At 73.0% G+C, this 24,973-nt stretch carries 20 protein-coding genes; all 20 read right to left on the bottom strand.

All coding sequences use genetic code 11. The annotated features are described in order from the left end of the window. Nucleotides 1-10: 10 nt before the first annotated feature. Entirely contained in the window at nt 11-934 is a 924-nt protein-coding gene (locus tag AB0B57_RS15135; protein WP_357069314.1) for a glycosyltransferase family 2 protein, read from the bottom strand. Next, the gene (locus AB0B57_RS15130) at nt 931-1,500 is read right to left on the bottom strand and encodes a glycosyltransferase (RefSeq protein WP_357069453.1); all 570 of its coding nucleotides are present in this window, start codon (nt 1,498-1,500) and stop codon (nt 931-933) included. The genes AB0B57_RS15135 and AB0B57_RS15130 overlap by 4 nt, the downstream gene beginning before the upstream one ends. Before the next feature lie 98 nt (nt 1,501-1,598). Beyond that, complete coding sequence (locus AB0B57_RS15125; RefSeq protein ID WP_357069312.1) at nt 1,599-2,078, bottom strand: UDP-N-acetylglucosamine--LPS N-acetylglucosamine transferase; 480 nt, start codon at nt 2,076-2,078, stop codon at nt 1,599-1,601. 212 nt (nt 2,079-2,290) lie between these two features. Continuing rightward, a complete protein-coding gene (locus AB0B57_RS15120) occupies nt 2,291-3,553 on the bottom strand; it encodes a hypothetical protein (RefSeq protein WP_357069310.1) in 1,263 nt (420 codons plus the stop codon). After that, complete coding sequence (locus AB0B57_RS15115) at nt 3,550-4,452, bottom strand: sulfotransferase domain-containing protein (RefSeq protein WP_357069308.1); 903 nt, start codon at nt 4,450-4,452, stop codon at nt 3,550-3,552. The genes AB0B57_RS15120 and AB0B57_RS15115 overlap by 4 nt, the downstream gene beginning before the upstream one ends. Nucleotides 4,453-4,460: 8 nt before the next feature. Continuing rightward, on the bottom strand, nt 4,461-6,089 hold the full coding sequence (locus AB0B57_RS15110; protein ID WP_357069306.1) for a lipopolysaccharide biosynthesis protein: 1,629 nt from the start codon (nt 6,087-6,089) through the stop codon (nt 4,461-4,463). Next, nucleotides 6,086-7,378 (bottom strand): O-antigen ligase family protein, encoded by a 1,293-nt coding sequence (locus tag AB0B57_RS15105; RefSeq protein WP_357069451.1) that lies wholly within the window; start codon nt 7,376-7,378, stop codon nt 6,086-6,088. The genes AB0B57_RS15110 and AB0B57_RS15105 overlap by 4 nt, the downstream gene beginning before the upstream one ends. Nucleotides 7,379-7,446: 68 nt before the next feature. Continuing rightward, the gene (locus AB0B57_RS15100) at nt 7,447-9,042 is read right to left on the bottom strand and encodes a lipopolysaccharide biosynthesis protein (protein WP_357069304.1); all 1,596 of its coding nucleotides are present in this window, start codon (nt 9,040-9,042) and stop codon (nt 7,447-7,449) included. Continuing rightward, nucleotides 9,035-9,562: an acyltransferase gene (locus AB0B57_RS15095; protein ID WP_357069302.1), complete on the bottom strand. Its 528-nt coding sequence runs from the start codon at nt 9,560-9,562 to the stop codon at nt 9,035-9,037. The genes AB0B57_RS15100 and AB0B57_RS15095 overlap by 8 nt, the downstream gene beginning before the upstream one ends. A 119-nt stretch (nt 9,563-9,681) precedes the next feature. After that, complete coding sequence (locus tag AB0B57_RS15090; RefSeq protein ID WP_357069300.1) at nt 9,682-11,619, bottom strand: hypothetical protein; 1,938 nt, start codon at nt 11,617-11,619, stop codon at nt 9,682-9,684. Between the two features lie 222 nt (nt 11,620-11,841). Then, nucleotides 11,842-13,542 carry a glycosyl hydrolase gene (locus AB0B57_RS15085; RefSeq protein WP_357069298.1) on the bottom strand — a complete coding sequence of 567 codons (1,701 nt, stop codon included), beginning with the start codon at nt 13,540-13,542 and terminating at the stop codon, nt 11,842-11,844. 101 nt (nt 13,543-13,643) lie between these two features. Continuing rightward, nucleotides 13,644-14,483 (bottom strand): shikimate dehydrogenase, encoded by an 840-nt coding sequence (locus AB0B57_RS15080; protein ID WP_357069296.1) that lies wholly within the window; start codon nt 14,481-14,483, stop codon nt 13,644-13,646. Between the two features lie 53 nt (nt 14,484-14,536). Beyond that, entirely contained in the window at nt 14,537-15,730 is a 1,194-nt protein-coding gene (gene mltG / locus AB0B57_RS15075; protein ID WP_357069294.1) for an endolytic transglycosylase MltG, read from the bottom strand. After that, nucleotides 15,730-16,188, bottom strand: coding sequence for a Holliday junction resolvase RuvX (gene ruvX, locus AB0B57_RS15070; protein WP_357069292.1), 459 nt, complete (start codon nt 16,186-16,188; stop codon nt 15,730-15,732). Before ruvX ends, mltG begins: the two co-directional genes overlap by 1 nt. Nucleotides 16,189-16,260: 72 nt before the next feature. After that, nucleotides 16,261-18,939, bottom strand: coding sequence for an alanine--tRNA ligase (gene alaS, locus AB0B57_RS15065; RefSeq protein ID WP_357069290.1), 2,679 nt, complete (start codon nt 18,937-18,939; stop codon nt 16,261-16,263). Beyond that, nucleotides 18,936-19,241 (bottom strand): hypothetical protein, encoded by a 306-nt coding sequence (locus AB0B57_RS15060; protein WP_357069287.1) that lies wholly within the window; start codon nt 19,239-19,241, stop codon nt 18,936-18,938. The genes alaS and AB0B57_RS15060 overlap by 4 nt, the downstream gene beginning before the upstream one ends. Before the next feature lie 29 nt (nt 19,242-19,270). Beyond that, nucleotides 19,271-19,735, bottom strand: a complete 465-nt coding sequence (locus tag AB0B57_RS15055) for a DUF948 domain-containing protein (RefSeq protein WP_357069285.1) — start codon at nt 19,733-19,735, stop codon at nt 19,271-19,273. Nucleotides 19,736-19,884: 149 nt separating this feature from the next. Then, nucleotides 19,885-20,574: a hypothetical protein gene (locus tag AB0B57_RS15050; RefSeq protein ID WP_357069449.1), complete on the bottom strand. Its 690-nt coding sequence runs from the start codon at nt 20,572-20,574 to the stop codon at nt 19,885-19,887. Nucleotides 20,575-23,099: 2,525 nt separating this feature from the next. Then, the gene (locus AB0B57_RS15045; RefSeq protein ID WP_357069283.1) at nt 23,100-24,638 is read right to left on the bottom strand and encodes a replication-associated recombination protein A; all 1,539 of its coding nucleotides are present in this window, start codon (nt 24,636-24,638) and stop codon (nt 23,100-23,102) included. 74 nt (nt 24,639-24,712) lie between these two features. Continuing rightward, nucleotides 24,713-24,934, bottom strand: a complete 222-nt coding sequence (locus tag AB0B57_RS15040; RefSeq protein WP_357069281.1) for a hypothetical protein — start codon at nt 24,932-24,934, stop codon at nt 24,713-24,715. Nucleotides 24,935-24,973: the final 39 nt, after the last annotated feature.

The raw sequence follows: 24,973 nt of genomic DNA, 5'->3' as shown, positions 1-24,973 counted from the left end.
CGGCGGCAGGTCAGATCCCCCGGCCCCGCTTGTGCAGGGTGCGCAGCACCGCGTCGGCCCGGACCACCCGACCGGCGACGGCGAGGGCCAGATAGGCGCGCGGCTCGCGGGGATTACTCCGCAGGGTGCGCCGGGCCCACCGCAGCGCGCCCCGACGGTCGCCGGACGCGGCCTGGGCGAACGCGATCTGCCCGGTCACCCGGGCCGCACCGGCCGGTTGGCTGTCGAACTCGGGGTAGCGCCGCAACAGCCACTGCAACGCCTCGGAGATGGTGTCCCAGCGCTGTGAGAAGTACGAGCGCTTGTGCCAGCGCACCAGCACCGAGGGTGTCCGCAGGTTGATCAGCGGCGCGCTGCGTGCGGCCCGGAGCAGGAACTCGTAGTCCTCCGCGTAGCTGCCCGGGATCTCCTCGTCGACAAGCCCGAACCCGTCCCGCAGCGCGCTGGCGCGCATCAGGAAGGTCGACGGGTGCAGCTCCGTCAACCGGTCACGCAGCAGGTCGTCCAGGGTGATCCGGTCCATGTCCAGCACCCGGTCGACGGTGTGCCCGTCATAGCTGACCCGGATGCCGCAACAGACGAACTCGGCACCCGGATCGGCGGCCAACGCGTCGACCTGCACGGCCAGCTTGCCGGCCAGCCACTCGTCGTCGTCGTCGCAGAACGCGACAAGCTCACCCTCGGCGGCGAGGGTGCCGCTGTTGCGGGCGCCGGCCAACCCCGGGGTACGGGTGTTGCCGATCACCCGCACCGCGCGGGCCGGGCCGTCCCCCAGCTCGGTCAGCGACTCGTCCGGCACGGACCTGTCGAACACCACCACGACCTCGATCCGGCCCGGGTACTCCTGTGCCAGGATCGCGCGCACCGCGGACCGCAGCAGCTCGGGGCGGTCCCGGGTGGGCACCACGACGCTGACGCTCGGCTGGTGGGTCATCGGATCTCCTTCGCACCCCGGCGCGGCCGGGACCAGGCCCGCCGCCGGTGTGGGCGCGGGGTCGAACGGGCCACCAGCTCGTCGACGATCCGCCCGACCCGGGCCACCGCCGCCCGTCGTGCCTCGTGCGCCGCCGGGTCGGCGGCCACCGCGTACCGGGACGGGTCGGCCAGCCCCTCGGCCAACGCGTCGTGCAGCGCCTCCCGGGTCTCGCAGAGGGCCACCAGGCCGGCGGCGCCGAGCCGGCGGGCGAAGAGGAGCTGGTGGTCGTCGACGTGCTCGCCGCGGGCCGGGTCGCGGGGCACCACGATGGGCAGGTGGCCGTGCCGGCGTGCCTCCAGGATGGTCGCCGGGCCGCCGTGACAGACCACCAGGTCGGCCTCGTCCATCGCCTGTTGCAGCGCGTCGTGACCGAGGAACGCCACCGCGCCGGGCAGGTGCGGAGCGGTGGTGTGCCCGTGTTGCAGCGTCAGCCCGATCGGGTCACCTGCCTGCTGGTGCCACTGCGCCAGCCAGTCGACGAGCCGGTCGAAGGGGTGCTTGTCGGTGCCGACCGCGACCAGCAGCCGGAGCTGGCCGGCCGGGGTGTCGCGCTGGCGCGACAGCCGGGCCTCCTCGTCGGACGACCGGGGTTGCGGACGCCGGGCGGTGCCGGCCTCCCCGGTCACAGGAGTGTCCCGACGACAGTCGCCTCGGGATACTGCCGGCGCTGTTCGTCCCACTGCACGAGCATCGCGGACAGGAACGGCCGGCAGAGCCGGGCGGTGAGCGTCGGGGTGTCGATCCGGTCGTACACCTCGATGTAGACGGTCGGGATGCGCCAGAGCCGGGCCAGCACCACGAACGGCACCGCCACCCCGGCGCCGGTGGTGACCACCGCGGCGACCCGCCGTGCCCGCAGCACCCGCCAGGCCAACCGTGCGTTGCGCAGCAGGTTCGGTACGTTACGGGTGGTCGGGTGGTGCGCAGGCACCAGATCCTCGCCGGTCAGCAGGGACACTGCCTCCGGTGTGTCGAAGGTGACCCAGCAGCGCCGCCACTGTTCGTACCAGGGCCGCAGGGCGAGTAGTTGGGCCAGATGGCCACCGCTGGAGCCGACCAGCAGGAGCACTGGCGCGGCATCGTCGTCGTTCTTCGTGTCCACGCGACTCCCCACAAGTTCGCTTGGAATTCCAGTTCACGCCACGCAGAAGCAGATCACACGTTCTGTGGTCGTTGAATAGCGTGATCGGACGAGACATCGATCTCCATGTCGGACGGTCCTGCACGTCGAACGTCCGAACTTCATCGATCGTCATCACCACCTGCGTTTTTGTCGTCACTCTGCGGCGCCACCGGCACCGCGATTCCTCCGGATCAGCCGCTATGTCTTTTCTCGATGACGTCCAAGAGTGCGGGATGCAGCGCGGCGTTCCAGCCCGCGCCCGCGTCGGCCAGCCGCCAGGTCCGCAACCACATCTCCACCAGGTACGCGTCGGCGACCAGCCGGCGCTGTGCCGCGCCAAGGCCGAGTCGGCCGCCGTGCCGGTCCAGGTACGTGTCGACGGCCGACGCCGCGACGGCCGCCGACTCGCCCCGCAGCACCAGGGCTCGTTGGAACGCGTCGTGCGCCAGGTCGAAGCCGACCGGCACGTCCGCCGCGCTGTGCTCCCAGTCCCAGGCGACCAACCCGCCGTCGTGCTGGCCCAGGTTCCACGGCACCCAGTCACCATGCCAGTGGCCGAACTCGACAGCTGTGTCGCCGTGCCGGCGAGCCAGCGCGGCGACCGCGGCCACCGCCCGCGCACCGCTCTCCCCGGCCGCGGCGGCCCGGTCGGCCTGCCCGGCCAGCCGGGACAGGAAGGTCGACCCGGCGAGTGTTCGGGGCGGGTCCGCCGGGCCGCCGCGTCGGGCGACCGCGAGCAGCGCCGCGATCCGGGGGGCGTCGTCGACCGGCACGCCGCGTACCGCCGGGGGCAGCGGCTCGATCACCGCGACCACCTGGCCCGCCCACGTCGTCTCGGTGAGCAGCCTCGGCGGCGTCGGGTGGTCGGCGACGCCGGCCACCGCGCCCAACGCGCGCAGCGCCGCCGCCTCGGCGGTGACCAACGCGCGGGTCGCGTCGTTCCAGCCGATCTTCGCGTAGCCGCGCGGTCGGCCGTCAGCGCTGAAGAGTTGCAGGGTGGGCTTGACGTTCGGGTCGGGTGGTCGGACCCCGCACGCGGCCAGCAGCGGCGTGCCGCCCAACTCGGCCGCGAGTCGCTCGGTCAGCAGCAACTCCGCGGCCACCGCCCCGGCGGGCACCGAGACGGTCAACGTCGGAAAGGGCGCGAGCCCCACCGCACCGAGCCGGGCCAGCCCGCCGAGCACCGCCCGCAACGCGCGCACCTTCGGTGGTCGCAGGGCGTTGTACGCCAGCAGCGACGCCGCCCCGGCCGCGGGCGCGCCCAACGGCACCAGGAACCGGGCCCGGGCGACCGACGGCACCACCGCGTACCGGGCCACCGCCCGGTGACCGGGCGGTGCGCCACCGCCCACGGTCAGGTTGACCCGCTCGTCGGGGAAGACCGCGCGACTCACCCAGCCCAGGCCGTCCACCCGCGACCGCGGGTCCGTGGCCGAGCCGACCCGTGTCGTCACGCCGGCCGGTCCGCCCAGTCGAGGTCCAGCCCGAGCCGCTGGCGCAGCGCGTCGTTGTGCGGCCGGTAGTAGTCGGTCAGCTCCGCGCGCACCGCCGGCTCCAGCGGCGCCGAGCGCCGGTCGTTGTAGACCTTGAAGTGCGGCAGGTCGTACGCGGGCAGCCCGAGGAAGTCGAGGGTGCGCCGGTAGGTCGCGCGGGAGTCCCGGTAGAGGTCCTCACTGGGCAGGAAGAGGATCTGCTGCCTGTCGAAACGCTCCAACCACGGCTCCAGGTGCTCCAGGTAGCGCCCCCGGGCCCGGTACGTGTACCAGTCGTACGCCTCGCTGAACGACTCCGGCTCGGCGATCAACCGTTCCCGCTCCCCCGCCGTCCGCTCCGGCTCGGCGGCCAGCGCGTCGGCGAAGTCCAGCGGCTCGATGCCGTGCGTGCGGCGCTCCTTCCAGTGCGAGTACGCCCGCTCCACCGGGTCGCGCAGGAGCACGATCAGCTTCACCGCCGGCAGCAGCGCGGCGACCCGCTGGGCGGCGAGCGGGTGGAACATGTACAGCGGTGCGGCCTCGCCGACCCGGACCGGCCCGCCGTGCCGCTTGGACAGGGCGTCACGGTGACGCTGCGTCGGGAAGTGCGAGCGGTACCACGCCTCGCCGCGCCCCCAGTGCTCCTCGAAGTAGTGCGCCGACTTGGTGTTCCAGGCCGGAAAGAGGCGGGGCACCAGCGGGTGCTGGATGAGGTAGTTCCACAGGGAGGTGGTGCCGCCCCGTTTCGTGCCGATGATCAGGAAGTCCGGCAGGGGCCGCCGGTCACTCGTGCGGACCCCGTAGTCCACCAGGGACTCCTTCACCCGCACGGTCACCTGGGTCGGGACCAACTGCTTGACCCGGTCACGGATGGACGCCACGACGGACCTCACCTGCCTCTCGTCGATGCCGGGCCGGGATCGGCGGCCACGGCCGCGTCGTCCCGTCCACGGACCTGCCTCATGGTCCCCCGGATGCCGGCGCGCACCCGGGGCAACGTCAACATGCCGACGCAGCCGGCCAGTAGTACACCCAGCGCCACCGCCAGGCCCGGTAGGCCGCGTCCGCCCGCCAGCACACCGGCACCGGCGGCCAGGCCCACCCCGGTGGCCGTGGCCGCCGCGGCACGCACCGTCGCGGCGTCGAACAGTGGCTCCCGGACCACCGCCCGGGCGAACCCGGCGGCGGTGAGGTTCTCGGTGGCGATGCCCGCGGCCCAGGCCACCGCCGCGCCCGTGGCGCCGTGACCGGGGATCAGCCACAGGCCCAGCGAGACGGTCACCGTCAACCCGGCCACGGTGGCCACCAGGTGCAGACCACTGCGCCCGCCCATCAGCAGCAGGCTCTGCACGTTGCCGACCCCGGTGTTGACGAGCATCGCCAGCGCGAGCACTGTCATCGCCGGCACACCGGCGGTGAACTCCGGCCCGAACAACTGAAGGAAGGCCAACGCGAACACCGCCAGCAGCAGGTACACCGGCCAGGACAGCACCAGACCCCAGACGGTCAGCTGCCGGTGCACGGCGGCCGCCGCGGCCCGCTCGCCGCGCCCGAGCAGCCGGGACAACTGCGGCGACACCGCCACCCGCAACCCCTGCATGGCGAGCTGGCCGGCCAGCACGTACCGGCCGACCGCGCCGAACACGCCGGCGTCCGCCGGCCCGGCCAACACCGAGGTGAGCAGCACACCCACCCACATGCTGCCCGCGTCGATGGCCGCCGACGCGGCCCGGGGCAACGCGAAGCGCCAGAACGTCGACCAGTCGCTCGGGCTCGGCCGCAGCACCGCGCCCCGGCGCAGCCCGAGCGGACCGGCCACGAGGACGAGGCAGACCAGCAGCGCCAACGCCGCCGGCACCAACCAGCCGGTCATGCCGGCGAGCAGACCTCCGCCGGCCAGCGCGGCCGCGCCGACCAGCACCGGCCGGGCGACCGGCAGCAGGAGGAACTGCACCCCGACGTACGCCCGGATGGACCGCACACAACGCAACGCGGCCAGCAGGAGGGTCATGGCGACCACCACCGGCACCGCCGCGAACGTGACGGTGAGCAGCGCCTCGGCGGCCGTACCGGAGCCACGCAACAGCCGGGGCGCGAGCGCGTCGGCGGCCAGCACGCCGGCTCCGGCGACCACGAACCCGGCCAGCAGCGGCGGGATCAGCGCCACCGGAAGCACCCGGGCCGCGTCCCCGCGCGCGCCGGTGGTACGGCGGGGCAGCGACCACATCAGGCCGGTCTCCGCGCCGAGGGTGCAGATCGCGGTGGCCACGGTGACCACCCCGATCGCCGCGAAGAACGCGCCCGCGCCAGCCGTGCCGTACCCCCGGGTGATCACCACGGCCAGCACGAAGCCGAACAGGCCGCTGGTGGCCGCGCCGAGCAGCCCGGCCACGCCACTGCGCGCGCTGCGTCGGGTCTCGGTCGCGCCCGCGGTCGCGCCCGCGACCGGCTGGTCCGGACCGGCGGGCACCGGCGTCGGGTGTTCCGGGTCGGCCGGCGGTCGGGTCGCGGCGGTCATGCCGGCACCGCCACGGCGGGTGCCGGCCACCCGGCCACCCGGGGCGGCCCGGTCGCGCGTTCCCGTTCGGTGAGCGCCATCGCGAACCCGACCGCGAAGAACGCGACGGCCAGGTTCTGGTTCGCCATGCCGTAGAACGGGACCTGCACCAGGCAGACCACCGGCACCACCGACAGCCACTGCCCGGCCGCCGAGGTCGCCCGCGCGCAGATCACCGCGGCGGCGACGAACCAGGCGAGGAAACAGACGAGCGCTGGTACGCCATGACTGAACAGCACCATCCAGAGCTGCCCCTGGGTGCCGATCGGCGCGTCCGCCGACACGGTGTCGACGTTCACCGGCGCGCCGTAGCCCAACCACGGCGACTCCTGCACCCGGCGGATCACCTCGCTGTAGAGCGAGAGCCGGTCGGTGTTGGTGTCGCTGGAGTCGACCCGCTTGTTGATCAGCTCGGTGATGGGAATGAACACTGTGGCCAACGCGCCGATCACCACCACGCCGACGATGGACGCGGCCACCCGGACGTTGCCGCGCAGGCTGGCCCGCAGCCCGAGCACCGCCAGCCCGGCGCCGAGGCTGAGGAACATCGCCCGGTTGAGCGTGAGGAACGCCGGCGCGAGCGACAGCGGCAACGACGCGATGAGCGCCCAGCGCAGGAGACCCCGCCGGCGCAGCATCGTGTAGGCCACCACGCAGGGCAGGGTCATGGCGTACGCGCTGCCGTAGTTGTTGGTGTACGCGAACGGCGCGGCCGGCCGGTAGATCGGGTTGAGCGACCGGGCGCTGTACTCCGCCGTGGTCAGGTGGACCATGTCCTGGATGAACGGGGTGCGGGCCACCCCGGCGGGCAGCAGCACCTCCATCGGGGTGGCCATGGCCAGCCGGGGCACCAGCACCCCGAGCCAGCCGAGCGCCACCAGCGCGAACCAGAACGCGCACAGCGGGCTGAGCACCGCCACCAGGCTCGTGCGTTCCCGCGCGGCGACGTAGACGTAGACGCCGACCACCAGCGCGGTCAGGTAGAACGCCAGGCGCAGGGCGAACGTCAGCAGCGAGGCGGGCGACGGCAGTTGGGTGGCGCTGACCACCACGATGGCGAGGAACAGCAGCCAGATCCCGGCCGCCGGCGGCAGCGGCACCCGCCCCCGGGTGAGCAGCAGCGCGAGCAGCACAGCGCCCAGCAGCGGCCAACCGAGGTAGAACGCACCGAACAGCCACCAGAGCGGCACCAGGCCGAACATCAAGGACAGGGGCCAGAGCGGCAGCCGGGGCGGCACCGGCAGCGACACCGGGGCGACGGCGACGGGGGCGCCGCCGGGCGGCGGGTCGGTCGCCGGGGCGCGGGTGACCGACACGCTCAGGCCCGGCCGTTTCGGGTGAGCACGAAGCCCAGCGGGGTGACCCCGGCGGCGCGCAGCCGCTCCACCAGGCGTCGCAGGTCGCTCTGCCGGGTGCGGTCCCGCTCGACGATCACCACCGCGCCGCCCTGCCGGGCGACGGCGACGCCGCGCTCGTCGGACTCCGCGGGCGGGGCGTTGAACAGCACCAGGCCGTGGTCCGCGCCCTGTCGCCAGGTGCCGAACCGGACGCTGCCCACCCCGACGCTCACCTCGTCCGGGTCGACGACCCGACCGTTGTCCGGGCGGGCGGACGACACCCGGGGAATCGTCAGCGTGGCGTCCGCGTCGGTGGACGGGCGGGCGCCGGGCGGATGCGGGGAGGGTCGCCGCTGGGCCGCGGCTTCCCCGCCGGCGACCGGCGCGGGGCTGCCGGCCGGGCGGGGCTTGGGCACCAGCGGTCGGGACGGATCGATGGGCAGCCGTCCCCGGTCGGCGAGCACTGTGGCGCGCAGCCGTTCGGTGCGCCCGCTGTCGTCGGCGACGAAGACCTCGCGGCCGTCGGCGGCGAGCGCCACCGCGAGCCCGGCGGTGAGCGCGGTGGCGTCTTCCCGGGTGCTGAGCAGCGCCACCCGGGCGGGCGGACGGACCCGCTCGGCGACCGCCATCGCCACGTACCGGACGTCGGCGTCGACCGCCCGGGGGCTGCCCCGGAACGCCGGCCGACGCACGGTGCCGAGCAGCGGCAGACCGGTGGCGTCCCGGCCGTCGGCGACGGAGCGGACCCTCCGGTCGGCCGACTCCCAGGCGTACGCGAGCACGATGCCGATCAGCGCGCCACCGAGCAGGCCGGCAACCAGGTAGAGCGGCCGGTGCCCGGCGGAGGTGGCAAGCGACTTCTCGGCGGTCTGGGTCACCCAGCCGGGGTTGACGTCGACCGCGGCGATCTCGGTACGGGCGGAGTTGAGCTGGGTGAGCTGGTTGTTGATCCCGGCCAGCTCGGCCACCACCGCGTCGCCGGCAGCGGTGTCCTTGACGGTGCTGGCCCGCTTCTGCAGGGCGGCCTGCTGGGCGGCGACCTTGGTGATGCTGGTGTCGTAGGAGCGCAGCATCTCGGCGCGCTGCTGCTCGTACATCGTGCGTCGCACGTCGAGGTAGGCCTGGGCGGCCAGGTTGGCGCTCTGCACGGCCCGCTGCGCGTCGCCCGCCTGGTAGGTGAAGCGCAGGATCTGCCCACCGGTGGGCACCTCGACCTCGAGCGCGCCACGGACGTCCCGTGGGTGCCCGCCGGCCGCGTCGGCGAGCCGCTGCACGACCTCGGTGCCGGTGGCGATGCCGCTCTCCACGTTCATGTTGACCGCCCGGTCGGCACCCGCACCGCTGGGCGTGAACGCGTCGGTCACCACCGGCCGGACCGCCACCACGGCGTTCGCGGTCACCGCCGCCGGTACCAGCAGCACGTAGCCGAGTGCGGCGAGCAGACCGACCAGGGCCACCGCACCGACCAGCCGCAGCCGGTGCATCGGCACCCGCAGCAGGTCGGTCAGTGTCACCGCGCCGGGGGTCGCGGGGGACGGGCCGCCCGTGGGCCAGGAGCCGGGGGTCGTATCAGTCATGGAACTTCTTCACCGTCTGTTGAGGATTGCCGACGACCACGACGCCGGGTGGGACGTCCGAGCGGACCACCGTCGCCGCGCCCACGACGCTGTCCCGGCCGACCCGCACACCCTTGAGCACCAGGGCGTGCGCACCGACCCACACGTTGTCCTCCAGGACGATCGGGGCGCGGGTGGCCGGGCCGGGCGGTGCGTGCCGTTGCGCGGGCGGCAGGTTGTGAAAGTCGTTGTCGAGAAGTTCACAATCCGACAGGAGGCACCGGTCCCCCACCGTCACCGATGTCCAGGTGCCGATCCAGGTGGCGTTGAGCAGACAGTCGGCGCCGACGCGTACCTCACCGGGACCCGCGAAGCGGACGAGCTTGTTGATGCGGGTGCGGTCGCCGATGGTCACCCGCACGCCACGGCGCAGCCGGATCCGACCACGGATCTCCACGTCCCGACCGAGCGTCAACCGCCGGTAGCGGACCCTGTACCACCCACGTTTGACCGCGAAGACCAGACGCACGGCGCGTCTCATCCGAATGCCAACGGCGCCGAGCAACGAGCCTCCCCCACGTCACGGGGCCGGTGGCGGTGCTGCCCGCCACCGACCCAACGTGAACAATCTACCGACGCTCCGTTACGAACGCTTGACCATCACTGTACGGAGAAGAACGTCGATGGGGTGGACCAGGACAACTCGGGCGTCGCGGCGCTGATGACCGTCGCCGTCGTGCCATCGACCGCCATGCTCGCCGCGAACGTCGGGTCGAACGGTGCACTGCGCAGGGTGCCGTCGGTGCCACCGTAGACGATCCGACCGCCCACCCAGGCCATGCCACGCACTCCGGACCAGGTCACCCCGGTGGTCGGCAGGACGAACTCGGTGGCGCCGAGACAGTTGCCGTCGATCTCGAAGTAGCGGTAGTAGAGATTGTTGGCCCCGGTGCGGGTGTAGTAAAGCCGGCCATCGAGGAAGAAGGCGCCGGTCAACACCGCCGGGTTGTACCAGTCGTTGTAGCCGGACGCCTCCCACGGCGAACCGATCGCACCGCCGTTGTACAGCGAGACGTCGATCCGACTGCCGGTCGGCGTGCCGGCCACCGTGTGCGCCCAGTAGATCCGGTCGTTCACCCGCCACGTCGCGCCGGCCTCGGTGTAGGCGGGCTGGCTGACCGTGGTCGCGGTGCCCAGCGCGGTGCCGTCGAACGGCACCTTCGCCACCGTGCCCGGGCCGGTGTTCAGGTAGAGGTTGCCGGTGGTGGCCGTGGGCGGGTTCATCGGGGCGAAGGTACGTCCGCCGGCAAGCGGGAACATGCCGAGCCGGCCGTGGTACTCCTCACCCATGCCGTCGGAGTTGTGCCCGAAGTAGAGGCCGTCCGAGCCACGCCAGAGCACCGGCACCGCCGAGCCCCAACTGCTGGTGCCCGCGGGCATCGAGGCGCCGCCGCTGCGGCGCGGATTCCAGTTGACCGGCATCCCGGTGGCCGGGGTGACGGCGGCGATACCGAGCCGGTCCACCGCACCCGGGCCGGCGACGTCGCTGGCGTTCGGGTTGTTCATCCAGCGGAAGTGACCGCCCAGATAGATCACGTTGTCCGCCACCTCGACCGAGGTGATGGTGTCGTTGCCGGTGAAGTCGGCCCAGGTGGCCACGAGGCCGCTGCCCCGCGCCCCGGTCTCGAACCGGACCAGGACGTCGCAGTACGCGGTTGGCCAGCCACCGCCGCCGTTGCTGCCGACGACGAACCAGCTGCCGTCCTCGCCGAACTTCACGTCCTGCACGTAGTGCACGAAGGTCGTCGGCGACGCGCAGGGCGAGGCGTACTTCTCGGTGCTCCAGTCGTGCAGGGTGGGCGTCGCGGAGACGTCCACGAGCGCGATCTGGTTACGCGCCAGGCCGTTGACGAGCGTGAAGTTGCCACCGACGACGAGCGTGTTGCCGTCCGGTGCGACGTCGAGGGTCCAGACGTACGACGTGGTGCCGTGCCGCCCCACGGTGGCGTCGATGACGAAGCTCGGGTCGATCGCGCCGGTGGTCGCGTTGAGCCGGCCAAGACCGACGTGTGCGGTGCCGTTGAGCCAGTTGAACGCGCCGGCCACGTACAACCAGTTGCCGTGCAGCGCCAGGTCACGGACCGTGCCGCCGTCGGAACGGCCCACCCAGCTGTCGATGATCGCGCCGGTGGCCGGGTCGAGCGCGACCAGGTTCCTGCGGGAGACCCCGTTGACGGTCTTGAAGCTGCCGCCGGCGATCAGCGTGCCGCCGGGACCGGCGACGAGCGTGTTGACCGCGCCGTCGAGCACCGGCAGGAACGTGGTGGACATGGTGCCGGTGATCCGGTCGTACGCGAAGAGGTAGCGCTGCACGACCCACGCGGAGCTGGCGGTCTGCCGGACCTGGGTGAAGCTGCCGCCGACGAAGACCGTGTTGCCCACCTGGGCGAAAGCGCGGGTCTCACCGTCTCGCGCGTGCGGAGTCACATCGGCGGGGTTGGCCGACACCAGGGTCGCCGTCGTCGGGACCGGCACGACCGCGGCCGAGGCGGTGGTGGGTACGCCTAGAACTGCGGCGACGATCGCCAACGCGACCATCCCCGCCCTGGTACGACGTCGTCCTGCGAAACGCCACAAGTGCGAGAGTTTGGGCACGCTGCGCCTCCAAGATGGATGAGAACCCGAGGTAGCGTGCCTCGTCCAGCTTGGTCAACGAAATCCGCCGATTGGGCGGTGCATGAATCCGCTAGCCGACAGAACGCCGGCGGATCGGATGTCCGACCCCCGCCGCACGGCGTTCTGTCTGGCGTGCGTCAGTCGTCAGCGGCTCCCCCCGGTAGGCTGACGCAGGTACGGGTCCTGCCCCGCCTTCGCGAAGCCGGCCACCGCCGCGGCGTCGTGGTTCATCGTCATGTCGCAGGTCGCCGTGCGGCTGGTCATGCCCGCCGAGTTGAAGTAGATGGCGGCCTTGATCTTCGGGTGTTCCTTCAGCGCGGCCGGGAACTCCTGGAACCAGCGCTGCTTGGCGCCCAGGTCGGCGGCGTTGAAGTTGGTGCCGAACTCGGCGAGCATCCGGGGCTTGCCGGCGCCGATGCCGCTGTCGTCCAACCAGTCGTAGAAGCCACCCACGGTCGTGCTCGGGCTCTTCCACACCGTGCTGCCGTTGCAGACGTGGAAGTTGTACGGGTCGTAGGCGACCCAGTCGACGTAGCGGTCACCGGGGTACAGGCCGGCGTAGCGGGAGTAGTGGCCGGACCAGCCCATCATCGTCCAGACCCAGACCGCGTTGGTCGCGCCGGCCTTGGCGAACCGCTCGTAGACGTAGCGCCAGGCACGGACGAAGTCGGCGTCGCTGCCCTTGTTCGGCTCGTCCTCCGGCTCGTGGTCGAAGCCCATGAAGACCGGCACGCCCGCCGCGCGGATGCGGCCCGCCACCGCGTCGATCGTCGCGTCCTGCCGACCACCGTAGACATCCGACCACTTCAGGGTGGTGCCGGCGGAGAAGTCCCGGGACTCCCAGGCGAAGAACATCAACCGGCCCTCACGCATCTGCTGCGTCTCGTACGCGTCCGGGAAGGCACCGTTGCTGCCGGCGTTGGAGAAGTCGTGGTAGCGGTGCACGATGTCGAACTTGCGCCCGACCTGCGCCTCCACATTGGTGACGGCCTTGCCGTGGTCCCAGCCACCGCCCGCCCCCGCCGGCGAGTACATGCCCCACCAGGCGCCGCAGGACGGCACGAGCTTGTCCGACACGGACCCACACCGACCGGACGGCAGGGTACCGCTAGCACTCGGCGTCGCCGTCCGGCTCGGAGCGATGGTGGCCGACGGCTTCGGCGCGGCGGTGGTCGGCGCGGCGCTCGGCGGCGGCGCGGGTTTGGTGGTCGTCACCGGCGACGGCCGGCTGCCGATGTCGTAGCTGATCAGCAGGTTGGGACGCAGGTCCGCGTTACGGTTGTCGGCCGACGCCCAGTAGACCCGACTCTCCAGGCCGCTCTGGGCCAGCGCGACAGTCCAGGTGCCGTTGCCGGTGACCAGCTTGGAGACGTCCCACTCGTTGAAGCCCTTGGACACACCGGACACGCTGTCCAGTACGGCACCGGCCGTCGCCAGCGGCGGCCGTGATTCGCGGGCGCTCAGCGGTGAGGCGTGCGCCGTCACCGTGGCGGGAAACTGCTGCCAGGCGTGCACCCGCAACGTCGCCCGGACGTTGACCGCGGCGGCCGGCACGGTGGTCACCGCGAACTCGATCACCGCCTCGCGGCCACCACGCGGATTGCCGTCGCAGCGCGTCGGGCAGGTCGCCAACGTCGTCTTGGTCGCGTTGTCGCCGTCCTGCGTCACCGCGGTCGCGGTGGTGTCGGCCGCCGCCCGGATCGACAGGTCGTCGCTGGCCAAGATCGGCATCATGGTCGCCACGATGCCGGCCACCACCGATCCGCCGACCACGCCGATGGCGATCGCCTTGCGCCGGGGTCCGGAGCGGAACCGGGTGATGCGGTGCAGTCCGTGCCTGGTCAAGGAAACTCCCTGTGTCTGCGGCCGTAACGGTGAGCAGCGTATCCATGAGCAGGGCACAACGCAGAGAGGACAGTTTCCCGTAAGCGCGTCTTAACCGTCAGCTAAAGAACGCCGCCACTGGTCGCCCGTCGCATCGCTTCCCGCATCGGCTCGACCGGCGCGGTCACGCCGGTGAACTGCTCGAACTGCCCGACCGCCTGGGCCAGCAGGAGGTCCAGACCGGACACCACCCGCAGGCCGGCCGCGGCGGCGGAGGCGGCCAGCGGGGTGGGCCACGGATCGTAGAGCGCGTCGAAGAACACCGCGCCCGACCGCCAGGCCACCGCGTCGGCCAACGGGTCGGCGACTCCCTTCGGCACGGTGGAGACCGCCACGTCGGCGGCGGCGAGGTGTTGGCGGGCGTCGGCCCAGTCGGCGGGGACCAGCGCGACGCCGAGCGCGTCGGCCACCGGCCGTAGCTCGTCGACCGCCGCCGCCCGACGGGCCACCACGGTGACCGAGGTGCCGGCCAGCCGCGCGGCGGCGGCCAGCGCGGCGCGGGCCGTGCCACCCGCGCCGAGCACCGTCACGGCGGCACCGGGAAGCACCCCAGCGTCGGTGAGCACCTGGACCATGCCGGCGACGTCGGTGTTGTCCGCGTACCAGGAGCCACCCGGACGGCGTACCAACGTGTTGGCCGCACCGACGGCGACGGCGACCGGCGACGCGGTGTCGGCCACAGCGAGCGCCGCCTCCTTGCCCGGCATGGTCACCGACAGACCGGCCCACTCCGGGCCCAGGCCGGCGACCAGATCCGGCAGCTCCGCGGCCCCGCACTCGATCCGGGTGTACGACCACCCGGTCAGCCCGGCGGCGGCGTACCCGGCGTTGTGGATCACCGGGGAGAGGGAGTGCGTGATCGGCTTGCCCAGCACCGCGGCCCTACGGGTCGACACGCCCACCGCCGGTTGTCATCACTCCCTGCCCTCTCGCGTGTGCGCCGGATCGGATGCCGTCAGATGATGCCGGCCTCCCGGGCCTTGGCCTCGTTGCGCTGGTGCTGCTCGTACGTCTCGGCGAACGCCGAGTGGCCCTGCTTGTCGATCGCCACGAAGTAGAGCCACTTGCCCGGCGGCGGGTCCATCGCCCCGACCAGGGCCTGCTTGCCGGGGCTGTTGATCGGGGTCGGGATCATTCCCGGCAGCTTGCGGTTGTACGGGTTCTTCGGGTCGTCCATCTCGGCCGCCGTCATCTGCTTGGACGACTTGGTCGGCTTGCCGATCGACTCCAGGTAGTAGTTGACCGTGACGTCCATCTCCAGGCAGTTGCAGAAGAACTCGCCGTACACCCGGTTGTAGGCGACCCGGGCGACCTTGCCCAGGTCGTCGGCGTTGCCCGCCTCGGCCTGGGCCAGCGACGCCACGATCAGCGCCTCGTACGGGCTGACCTTGCGCTTCTCCTGCACCGTGTCGGCGAACTTCATCTCACCGGTCACCGAGAGGAAGCGGTTCACCATCAGCTTGAGGATGCTCTCGGCGGTGGACTTCGGCGGGATCTCGTAGGTGTCCGGAAAGAGGAAGCCCTCGACGGACTTGACGACCTTCTTGCCGTCGTCGCGCTTGAACCACCAGTCCGGGACGCCGAGCGCCTCCGGGTCCTTCGCGGCGGTCTGGAAGTCCTTCACCGGGATCTTGGTCTTGTCGGACAGCAGCTTGTAGATGTTCAGGCTGGTGCGACCCTCGGGGATCGTCAACCCGTTGACGATCTTGTTCTTCAGGTCGAGCATCGCGGTCACGGCGCTGGCGCCGCTCATCTGTTTACGCAGCTTGTACGTGCCCGGCTGGATGTTCTTGCTGCGGGAGTTGGCCTCGGCCGCCTCGATGAACGCCTTCTGACTCTTCACCACGTCGGCCGTGACGAGGGCGTCGGCCATGTCGGCCAGCAGCGCGCCGTTCTTGATCTCGACGGTGATCTCACCGGAACCGGCACCGTCGTAGTCGGGGGTGACGAAGTAGTTCTGGATGCGGTCGAAGCCGTAGTAGGCACCACCGCCGATGGCACCCAGCAGGACCAGGGCCATCAGCAGTGCCAGGAACGTCTTGCCCCGGCCACCGCCGGACCCGCCGTTGCGCTTGCGGAAGCTGCGCCGGTGCCGGCCCTTCTCCCCCCGCTCCGCCTCGTCGAACCCAAGGTCCAGATCGTCGATCATTACTGCCGCCTCCGCTGCGCGTCCAGCCAGCTCTGCAGGATCTCCACTGCGGCCGCCTGGTCGACAACCGCACGTTGACGTTTACCTCGGACGCCACGCTCGGCAAGCCTACGAGAGGCGACCACGGTCGACATCCTCTCGTCGGTGAGCGTTACCGGAACGGGCGCTATCACATCGACCAGTCGGTCAGCGTACGCCTTCACGTGGACAGCCGCCGGGCCGTGCTTACCGGCGAGATTGACCGGAAGGCCGACGACGACCCCCACGGCCTCGTGCTCGGCCACCAGGGCGGCCAGCTCGGCGAGATCGCTGGGCACCGCATCCGGCGCGGCCGTGAGGTCCCGGGCCAGGGTGACTAGTGGCGTGGCCAGGATTCCGTCCGGGTCGGAGCGGGAGATTCCCACCCGCACCTGACCGACGTCCACCCCGATCCGCACACCACGTGTCAATTCAGACACCGACTGTCACCACCGAGGCCGAACGAGCCAGGGCGGACCAGCTGGTCCGCCCTGGCCGACAATGCTCGTCCATCACGCCTCGGAGATCGCCTTCTCGACGGTGAGCAGCAGGGTCGGCGCCTCGGCCGCGGGCAGGCCACCGCCCTGGGCCAGGTCGGGACTGCCACCACCACGCCCGGAGAACGCCGCCTTCACCAGGTCCGACGCGGCCAGACCCCGGCTGCGCGCGGTCGCGTTGACCGCCACCACCAGGGACGCCTTGCCGTTCGACCGGGCCGCCACCGCGACCACCGCCGGCCGCGCCGGGTCGATCTTGCCCCGGATCTCCTGGGCGAGGGTCCGCACGTCGTTACCGGCCGCGCCCTCCGGCGCCTCGGTGCCCACGTACGCGACCCCGCGCACATCCTTGGCCTGCGCCGCGAGCGCCGACGCCCCGCCCAGCACCAGCTGGGCGCGCAGCTTCTCCAGCTCCTTCTCCGCGTCCCGGAGCTGGGTGACGGTCTGCTCCACCCGGTCGGCGACCTGGTCGTTGGGCACCCGGTACAGCTCGGCCAGCCGGGAGACCAGCAGGTGCTCCTTGGCCAGGAAGCCGAAGGCGTCCATGCCGACAAGCGCCTCGACCCGGCGGACACCGGAACCGATCGACGACTCGGAGAGGATCTTCACGAGGCCGAGCTGGGCCGAGCGGGCCACGTGCGTGCCGCCGCACAGCTCCCGGGCGTAGTCGCCCACCTCGACGACCCGCACCTCCTCGCCGTACTTCTCGCCGAAGAGCGCCATCGCGCCGATCCGCCGCGCCTCGTCCAGCGAGGTGATGAAGGCGTGCACCTCCAGGTCGGCCAGCAGCACCTCGTTGACCTGCTGCTCCACGTCACGCAGGACGCTCGGCGACACCCCGGTCGGGGTGTTGAAGTCGAACCGGAGCCGGCCGGGCGCGTTCAGCGAACCCGCCTGCGTGGCCGACTCACCGAGGAAGTTCCGCATGGTCTGGTGCACCAGGTGGGTGGCGGTGTGCGACCGGGAGATCGCTCGCCGCCGCGTCGTGTCGATCTCGGCGTAACCCGCCTCGCCGGCACGCACCTCACCCCGGATCACCCGGGCCCGGTGCACGATCAGGCCGGGCACCGGCTGCTGCACGTCGAGCACCTCGACCTGCCCGCCACCAACGGTGATCATGCCCTGGTCGGGCTGCTGCCCACCACCCTCGGCGTAGAACGGGGTCGTGTCGAGCACCAGCTCGATGGTGTCGCCCTCGGTCGCCGCCTGCCGTGGGCCGTCCGCGCCGAGCAACGCCCGCACCGTCGACTCGCGGGCCACCTCGCTGTACCCGGTGAACGTCACCGGGCCACCCGCGTCGAGCACCGACCGGTACGCCGACAGGTCGGTGTGCCCCGTCTTGCGCGCCTGCGCGTCCGCCTTCGCCCGGGTGCGCTGGTCGGCCATCAGCCGGCGGAAACCCTCGTCGTCGACGGTGAGGCCCTGCTCGGCGGCGATCTCCAGGGTCAGGTCGATCGGGAAGCCGTACGTGTCGTGCAGCTGGAACGCCTTCGCCCCGGACAGCGCGGAGCCGCCCGCCGTGCGGGTCTCGGCGATCGCGGTGTCCAGGATCGTCGTGCCGGCACGCAGGGTGGACAGGAACGCCTCCTCCTCCGCGTACGCGTAGTCCGCGATCCGGTCGAAGTCGGTCGCCAACTCCGGGTACGACGGGGACATGCAGTCCCGGGCCACCGGCAGCAGCTCGGGCAGCGCCCGGTCCTGCCAGCCGAGCAGCCGGATCGACCGGATCGCCCGGCGCATGATGCGGCGCAGCACGTAGCCGCGACCCTCGTTGGACGGCGTCACACCGTCGCCGATCAGCATCAGCGCGGTCCGCACGTGGTCGGCGATCACCCGCAGCCGCACGTCGTCCGGGTGCGACTCGCTGGCCACGTGGCCGGAGTGCGCGCCGTACCGCTTACCGGTCAGCTCCGCCGCCCGCGCCAGGATCGGCCGAACCTCGTCGATCTCGTACAGGTTGTCGACGCCCTGCAGGATCGAGGCCATCCGCTCCAGGCCCATGCCGGTGTCGATGTTCTTCGCCGGCAGGTCACCCAGGATCGGGTAGTCGTCCTTCGTCGTGCCCGGGCCCCGCTCGAACTGCATGAAGACGAGGTTCCAGAACTCCATGTAGCGGTCCTCGTCGACCGCCGGGCCGCCCTCGCGGCCATACTCCGGGCCCCGGTCGTAGAACAGCTCGGAGCACGGACCGCACGGCCCGGGAATGCCCATCGACCAGAAGTTGTCCGCCTTGCCCCGGCGCACGATCCGCTCGGCCGGCACGCCCACCGACCGCCAGATCTCGTACGCCTCGTCGTCGTCCAGGTACACCGTCGGCCAGACCCGCTCCGGGTCCAGCCCGAACCCGCCGTCGGCCTGCGACTTGGTGACCAGGTCCCAGGCGAGCGGAATCGCGCCCGCCTTGAAGTAGTCACCGAAGGAGAAGTTGCCGTTCATCTGGAAGAACGTGCCGTGCCGGCTGGTCTTGCCGACCTCGTCGATGTCCGGCGTACGGATGCACTTCTGCACGCTGACCGCCCGCTGGTACGCGGGAGTCTGCTGACCGAGGAAGTACGGAACGAACTGCACCATGCCGGCGTTGACGAACAGCAGGTTCGGGTCGCTGATGGCGGGCAGCGGAGCGGACGGCACCACGGTGTGGCCATTCGCCTCGAAGTGCGCGAGGTACCGCCGCTTGATCTCCGCCGTCTTCATCGCTGGTGTTCCTCCGGAAAGATTTCTCGATCGCCGATGCGCGGGTCTTCCCGCAGGTCGGCGAACTGATCGTCGAACGCCTCGCCCTGGGCGAACGCGTGGTGGATCTCCTGCTCGCGTTCGGCCATCCCGACCCGGACGTCCTCCACGAAACTACGCAGCGACTCGACGAGCCCGCCAGCGGATTCCGTCAGCGAGCTGGCGATGCCGGCCGGCGTGTACGCCTGGGCGGTCCGGGTCGCCTTGCGGACCACGATGACACCGACGGCCACGCCGATGCCGAGCCAGAACAAGCGCCTCATGTCTCGCTACCTCCTGGTACGCCGGCCGGTCAGCTGTTGCCGCGCCGCGCGGCCCGTCGCTGCTGCTTGATGGTGTCGCGGACCTCGCGCTCGGTCTCGGCGTGCCGGCGACCGGCGGCGGCCTTGCGCACGCCGTAGCCGAACGCGGCGACCTTCACCAGCGGGTTCGCGGCCGCGGCGGAGACCACGGTGGCCAGGTTGGCGACGTTCGCGGTGACGTTCTGCGCGTGGCTGGTCATCGTGTCGACCTTCGCCAGCTGGAGGTTCACGCCGTCGAGCGAGGTCTGCACCTGCTCCAGGGCGGTGTTGACGTTCTTCACCGTGGTGTTCACGTCACCGAGCAGCGGCCCGGTCCGATCGTTCAGGTCGTTGATCATCCGGGTGGTGGCGTCCACCGTGTGCCGCAGCCGCAGGATGGGCAGCGTCAGGATGAGCACCAGCACCGCGAACGCGCTCGCCGCGATCAGCGCCGCGATGGCTGCAATGTCGCCCACGCCTGTCCTCCTCAAGCAGAGTTCCGCAGGACCCGACGTCCTCGGAACGCAGAACCATGGCACCCGTGCCGGCCGCCGAGCCGTCGGCGGTCACCGGTGGCGGGCGAGCCCGCCAGCCCCAGACCCTACCGTCCGTGATGGAGACCGGCTCACGACGGTGAGGGTGTCAGCTCGCCCAGCGGGTCCCCGCTGACCGTCGGGAACGGGTCCTCTCCGGTCAGTGACGGGTCGGTGGTCGGCTGCGGCCTGGTCCGCTCGTCGTCGATCGCGTTGCGTACCTTCACCGACACCAACGAGCCGGTGCACTCCGTCGCAGCGGCCGACGGTTCGGTGGACGGCACGACGGCCGGCTCACCGTCGACCGGCGGCGGTACGCAGGTCGGCTCGCGGACCCACAGGTCGAGGGTCAACTCGTCGCGACGCCAGCAGGTGTAGCTGCCCTTCGTCTTCTGCTCCGGGCAGCGGCTCACCTTCCACGGCTGCCAGCCGTCCTGGCGCAGCGCGTCCTCGTAGACCTGCGCCGTGTCCTGTGGCGACTTCTCCGAGGTGACGGTGCGCTCCCGCAGCCGGCAGTCGAGCAGGCACCACCGGCTGCCACTGACGTCGTCGACCGTCTTCGCGGCGGCCCAGCCGGGCACGTTGAGTTGATCCAGGTTGTCGAAGACCGGGTCACGGCTCAGCGTGCGGATGCCGAAGAAGAGCGGCACCGCGCCGAGCAGCACGACGCTGACCAGCACCAGCACCGCCGCCCGGAGGCGACGGCGTTCGCGCGACTGCCGGCGTACCTCGGATCGGGCACCGGGCGCGTCGTCGGGCGTGTCCTGCCCAGCCGAGCGCAGCGCGGGCCCGCCGGACGGCTCCGGTGTCGGGTGGTCCACCGGGCCGGACGGGAGCGGCACGGCGGCGGCGACACGGGCCACACCGACGGGCTCGCCGGAGCGGCCGGGCGGTGGCACCGGGGCGATGCCGCTCGGCTCGGCGCGGCCGGGCTCCCGGTGCGGAGGCTGGGCACGCCCGGCGGCACGGTCGGCGGGGGTGGCTCGTCCGGACGCGGCGCCACCACGCGCCGGGGAACCGGGACCGGCACCCGGCTCACCGTGGGTTCGATCGTCGGCGAGGGGCGGTTGCGCGCCGCCGGGTGGCCGGACGGCGGCACGAGCCGGACCATCCGGACGCGAACGCGGCGGGCCGTCCACACCCGCTGCGGCGGCGGCACGAACCGGGCCGTCCACGCCGGCGGCACGAGCCGTACCGTCCGGACGGGCGGCGCCCCGGGGGGCCGCCTCGGCACCCGGGGCGGGGCGGGGCGGACCGTCGGCGCCACGGCGCCCGGCGTCCGGGACCGGTGCGCCGGCCGGGACGGGTCGGGCCCGGCCGGGCGGGGCGGGGCGGGCGGCGCCCCGAACCGGAGCGGCGGGATCGGCGCCGGGCGCGGGTCGTCCGCCGGCGTAGGGGCCGTCGCCGCGGTCGTTCGCCGGCCCGGGTCGACCCGGTCCGTCCGGGCCAGGTTCGGCTGGTGGCCGGCGTCGTCGGCCGGTCGGGTCGGGCGTGGGCGGGGCGTCGGGACCGGGCCCGGCCACCGCACGGGCGCGCCCGCCGGCGGCGTCCCCAACGGGTGCCCCGGCATCTCGGCCGCGGGCGCGCCCGCCGGCGGGGTCCCCAACGGGTCCCGTGGCGTCTCGGCCGCGGGGGCGCCGATCGCCGGACGTCGGCGGAGGGGGCAGAGCCTGTTCTCCGGTGGTGCTCGGCGCGTCGGGTCGGGCGGCACGGCGACCGGTCGGTGCGTCCGCACCCGGGTCAGCCGGCGGGCCGGCAGGCCGGCGGGCGGCGGTGCGCTCCGCGGCCGGGTCGGGCACGCCGAGGCGACCGGACGCGTGGTCGACGAGCTCGCCGGTGCCGGTGGCCGGTGCCGGACGCCGATCCGTGGCCGGCGGGGTGCCACCGCGGCGGTTGACCACCGGCAGGCCGGGGTCGGTGTGTGGCAGGCGGCCGGCCTGGCGCAGCCAGTCGGCGGGCCGTTCGGGGCGGTCGGTCCGGGCCTCACCGGCGGCCGGCGGCCGGCGCTCGGGCTCAGCGGAGACGGCCCGGCGGCGACCGGTGCCGTCGGCCGGCCCGATGGTGGGCGTGGCACCGCTGTGACCGCCGGAGGCCTCGGGCATCGGCGGCGCGTTGCCCGAGCGGGGCACCGCTACCTCGTCGGGTTCGGCGGCACGGCGGCGTCCGCCGGCTGCCGGACGGGAGCGGTCGGCGGGACGACCGTCGGTGGGCTCCGGGGCTCCCGGGTCGACCGGGCCTGGGCGACGCCGCGCGGTACGTGGGTCGCGGTCGATGGCGGGGTCGGGTCGCAGGCCCTCCGCGGCCGGCGGCACGGCACCGGTCGGTGGGCCGTCCACCCGGGCCGCGCCGGAGGCGACAGGTGGCCCGGCGCCCCGGGTCGGATCGGGTGCCGCCGCGACGCGTCGGCCAGCGGACATTCCGTCGGCCGGCGGCAGTGGACGACCGGGCTCGACGGACTCCGGGCCCGGCCGGCGTCCCGGCGAGCCGGCGTCCGGACGGCGCAGCGGCGGCATCGCGTCCGGGTTCACCCCGGCTGCGGCGGCGTCCGGGCGACGACCCGGCGGAACAGCGGCCTCCGGGCGACGACCCGGCGGAACAGCGGCGTCCGGGCGACGACCCGGCGGAACAGCGGCCTCCGGATGACGACCCGGCGGAACAGCGGCCTCCGGATGACGACCCGGCGGAACAGCGGCCTCCGGGCGACGACCGGTCGGGGCGCCCGAGGTCGGTGGGCCTGCGGGTGGGCCGGGAGGAGCCGTCGCCGGGCGGGACCGGGCCGGGCCGCCGGGTGCGTCGGCAGTCGGGCGAGGCACGGGCGGGCTGGCCGGGTCGCCGCCAGCCGGGCGGGCGGCGGGCGGTGCCGGCGGTACGGCGGCACGGGCACCGGCTGCCGGCTGCACGCCGCGACGCACGGGCTGGCCCTGGACGGGGGCCGCGGCGCCGGCGACGGGCGGCCGGTCGTCCGGGCGGCGGCCGGTCGGTGGCGAATCCCCCGGCCAGGGGGTGTCGACCGGTCGACGTGCGGCGGTGCCACCGGGGCCGTTCTGGCGCGGGGCAGGCGGCACCGCGGCTTCCGGCGGCATCGCCTGACGAGGCCCGGCCGACTCCGCCGGTGCGCCGTCCGGGCCCAGCTCGCCGCGCTGCTGCTTGGCCGACCGCAGGTCGTCGATCCAGCCGAACTCCTCGCCGGCGACCGGCTCCTCCGGCTCGACCTCGGCCGCCCGGCCTCGACCCCACCGGCGCGTCTTGGCGCTCCGATCGCGCCGCTCGTCCGGGCCCTCGTCCGGGCGGTCCCCACCACGCGATCTCACTGTTGACCCTCTCCTGCGGCGTCAGCGCCGCTGTCCTGCGTCGTGCCGGGGGCGCCCGTGCCCGTCGTCGGGCGACCGACCTCACCGGGTAGCGCCGACGCGGTCCGCGTCGTTACCGGCGGCTCGGCTGTTCCAGTGTCCGGGCGGGCGGCCGGGGCCGGCAGGCCACGCACGATCCGGCGCAGCACTGGCAGCCGGGTGGCCACCGACCGTTCCGCGCCGTGCGGGCTGGGCTGGTAGTAGTCGGTGCCCACCAGGTCGTCCGGGACGTACTGCTGGGTGACCACGCCGCGCTGGTCGTCGTGCGGGTAGCGGTAGCCGGTGCCGTGGCCCAGCCCGCGGGCACCGGCGTAGTGCGCGTCGCGCAGCCCGCGCGGCACCGGGCCACCGCGGCCGGCCCGGACGTCGGCGATGGCGGCACCGATGGCGGTGGTGGCCGAGTTCGACTTGGGTGCGGTGGCCAGGTGGATCACCGCCTGGGCCAGGTTGAGCTGCGCTTCGGGCAGCCCGACGTACTCGACGGCATGGGCGGCGGCGGTGGCGACGCTCAGCGCGCCGGGGTCGGCCATGCCCACGTCCTCGCTGGCGAAGATGACCAGGCGGCGCGCGATGAACCGGGCGTCCTCGCCGGCGACCAGCATGCGGGCCAGCCAGTGCACCGCGGCGTCCACGTCCGAGCCGCGCATGCTCTTGATGAAGGCGCTGACCACGTCGTAGTGGGCGTCGCCGTCGCGGTCGTAGCGCACCGCCGCGACGTCGACGGCCTGCTCGGCGGTGGCGAGGTCGATCCGCCCGGTGCCCAGCGCCGTGGCCGAGGCCGCCGCCGCCTCCAGTGCGGTGAGTGCCTTACGGACGTCACCGGAGGCGAGCCGGACCAGGTGGTCCTCGGCTTCGGTGGTCAAAGTGAGCACGTCGTCCAGGCCGCGCTTGTCGGCGACCGCGCGGCGCAGCAGGCCCCGCACCGCCTCGTCGTCGAGCGGTTGCAGGGTGAGCAGCACGCACCGCGACAACAGCGGCGAGATGACCGAGAAGTACGGATTTTCGGTGGTCGCCGCCAGCAACGTGACGGTGCGGTCCTCGACGGCGGCGAGCAGCGAGTCCTGTTGGGTCTTGCTGAACCGGTGCACCTCGTCGATGAAGAGCACGGTCTGCGGGCCACCCGAACGGCGCTGGCGGCGGGCCGCCTCGATCACCGCCCGCACGTCCTTGACGCCGGCGGAGAGCGCCGACATGGCGACGAAACGGCGGTCGGTCGCCCCGGCCACCAGGTGCGCGATGGTGGTCTTGCCGCTGCCCGGCGGACCCCAGAGGATCACCGACATCGGGGCGCCGCCGGAGACCAGTTGCCGCAGCGGGGCGCCGGGGGCGAGCAGGTGGTCCTGCCCGACCAACTCGTCGAGGGTCACCGGGCGCATCCGGACGGGCAGGGGCGAATCGTCGGCCACCGCGGTGAAGCCGTCGACACCGACGGGACCGTCGGGCGCGCTGCGCGACCCGGCGGGTTCACCGAGGGAGAAGAGGGCGTCGGACTCCATCACGAAGACAGTACCGGGCCGGGCCCACGAGGCCGGAATCGCGCCGTGGGCCCGCCACCGGTGATCGGTTCCGGTCAGCCACGACCCGGGCGCCGGCCGCGGTACCAGCGGCCGCCGCCACCGCCGCCACCGCTGCGCGGGCCGCTGCCCACGCCGCCCAGGTAGAGCGCGAGCAGGAACAGGCCGAGGAGCACGAGGGTGTTCCAGTTGAACAGGTCGGGCGCTCCGAAGTCGGTGTCGAGCAGGTCGATAAGCAGGGCGAAGCCAAAAACGATGGCCGCGAGAATGGCGAGCATGTCGGTCCTCCGGTGGGGGTTCCCAGTACGTCGGCGCGT

The sequence above is a fragment of the Micromonospora sp. NPDC049101 genome, from assembly GCF_040648675.1.
Taxonomy (GTDB): domain Bacteria; phylum Actinomycetota; class Actinomycetes; order Mycobacteriales; family Micromonosporaceae; genus Micromonospora.
Note: the sequence above shows the minus strand (reverse complement) of the source record. Positions and strands in the feature narration are given on the sequence as shown.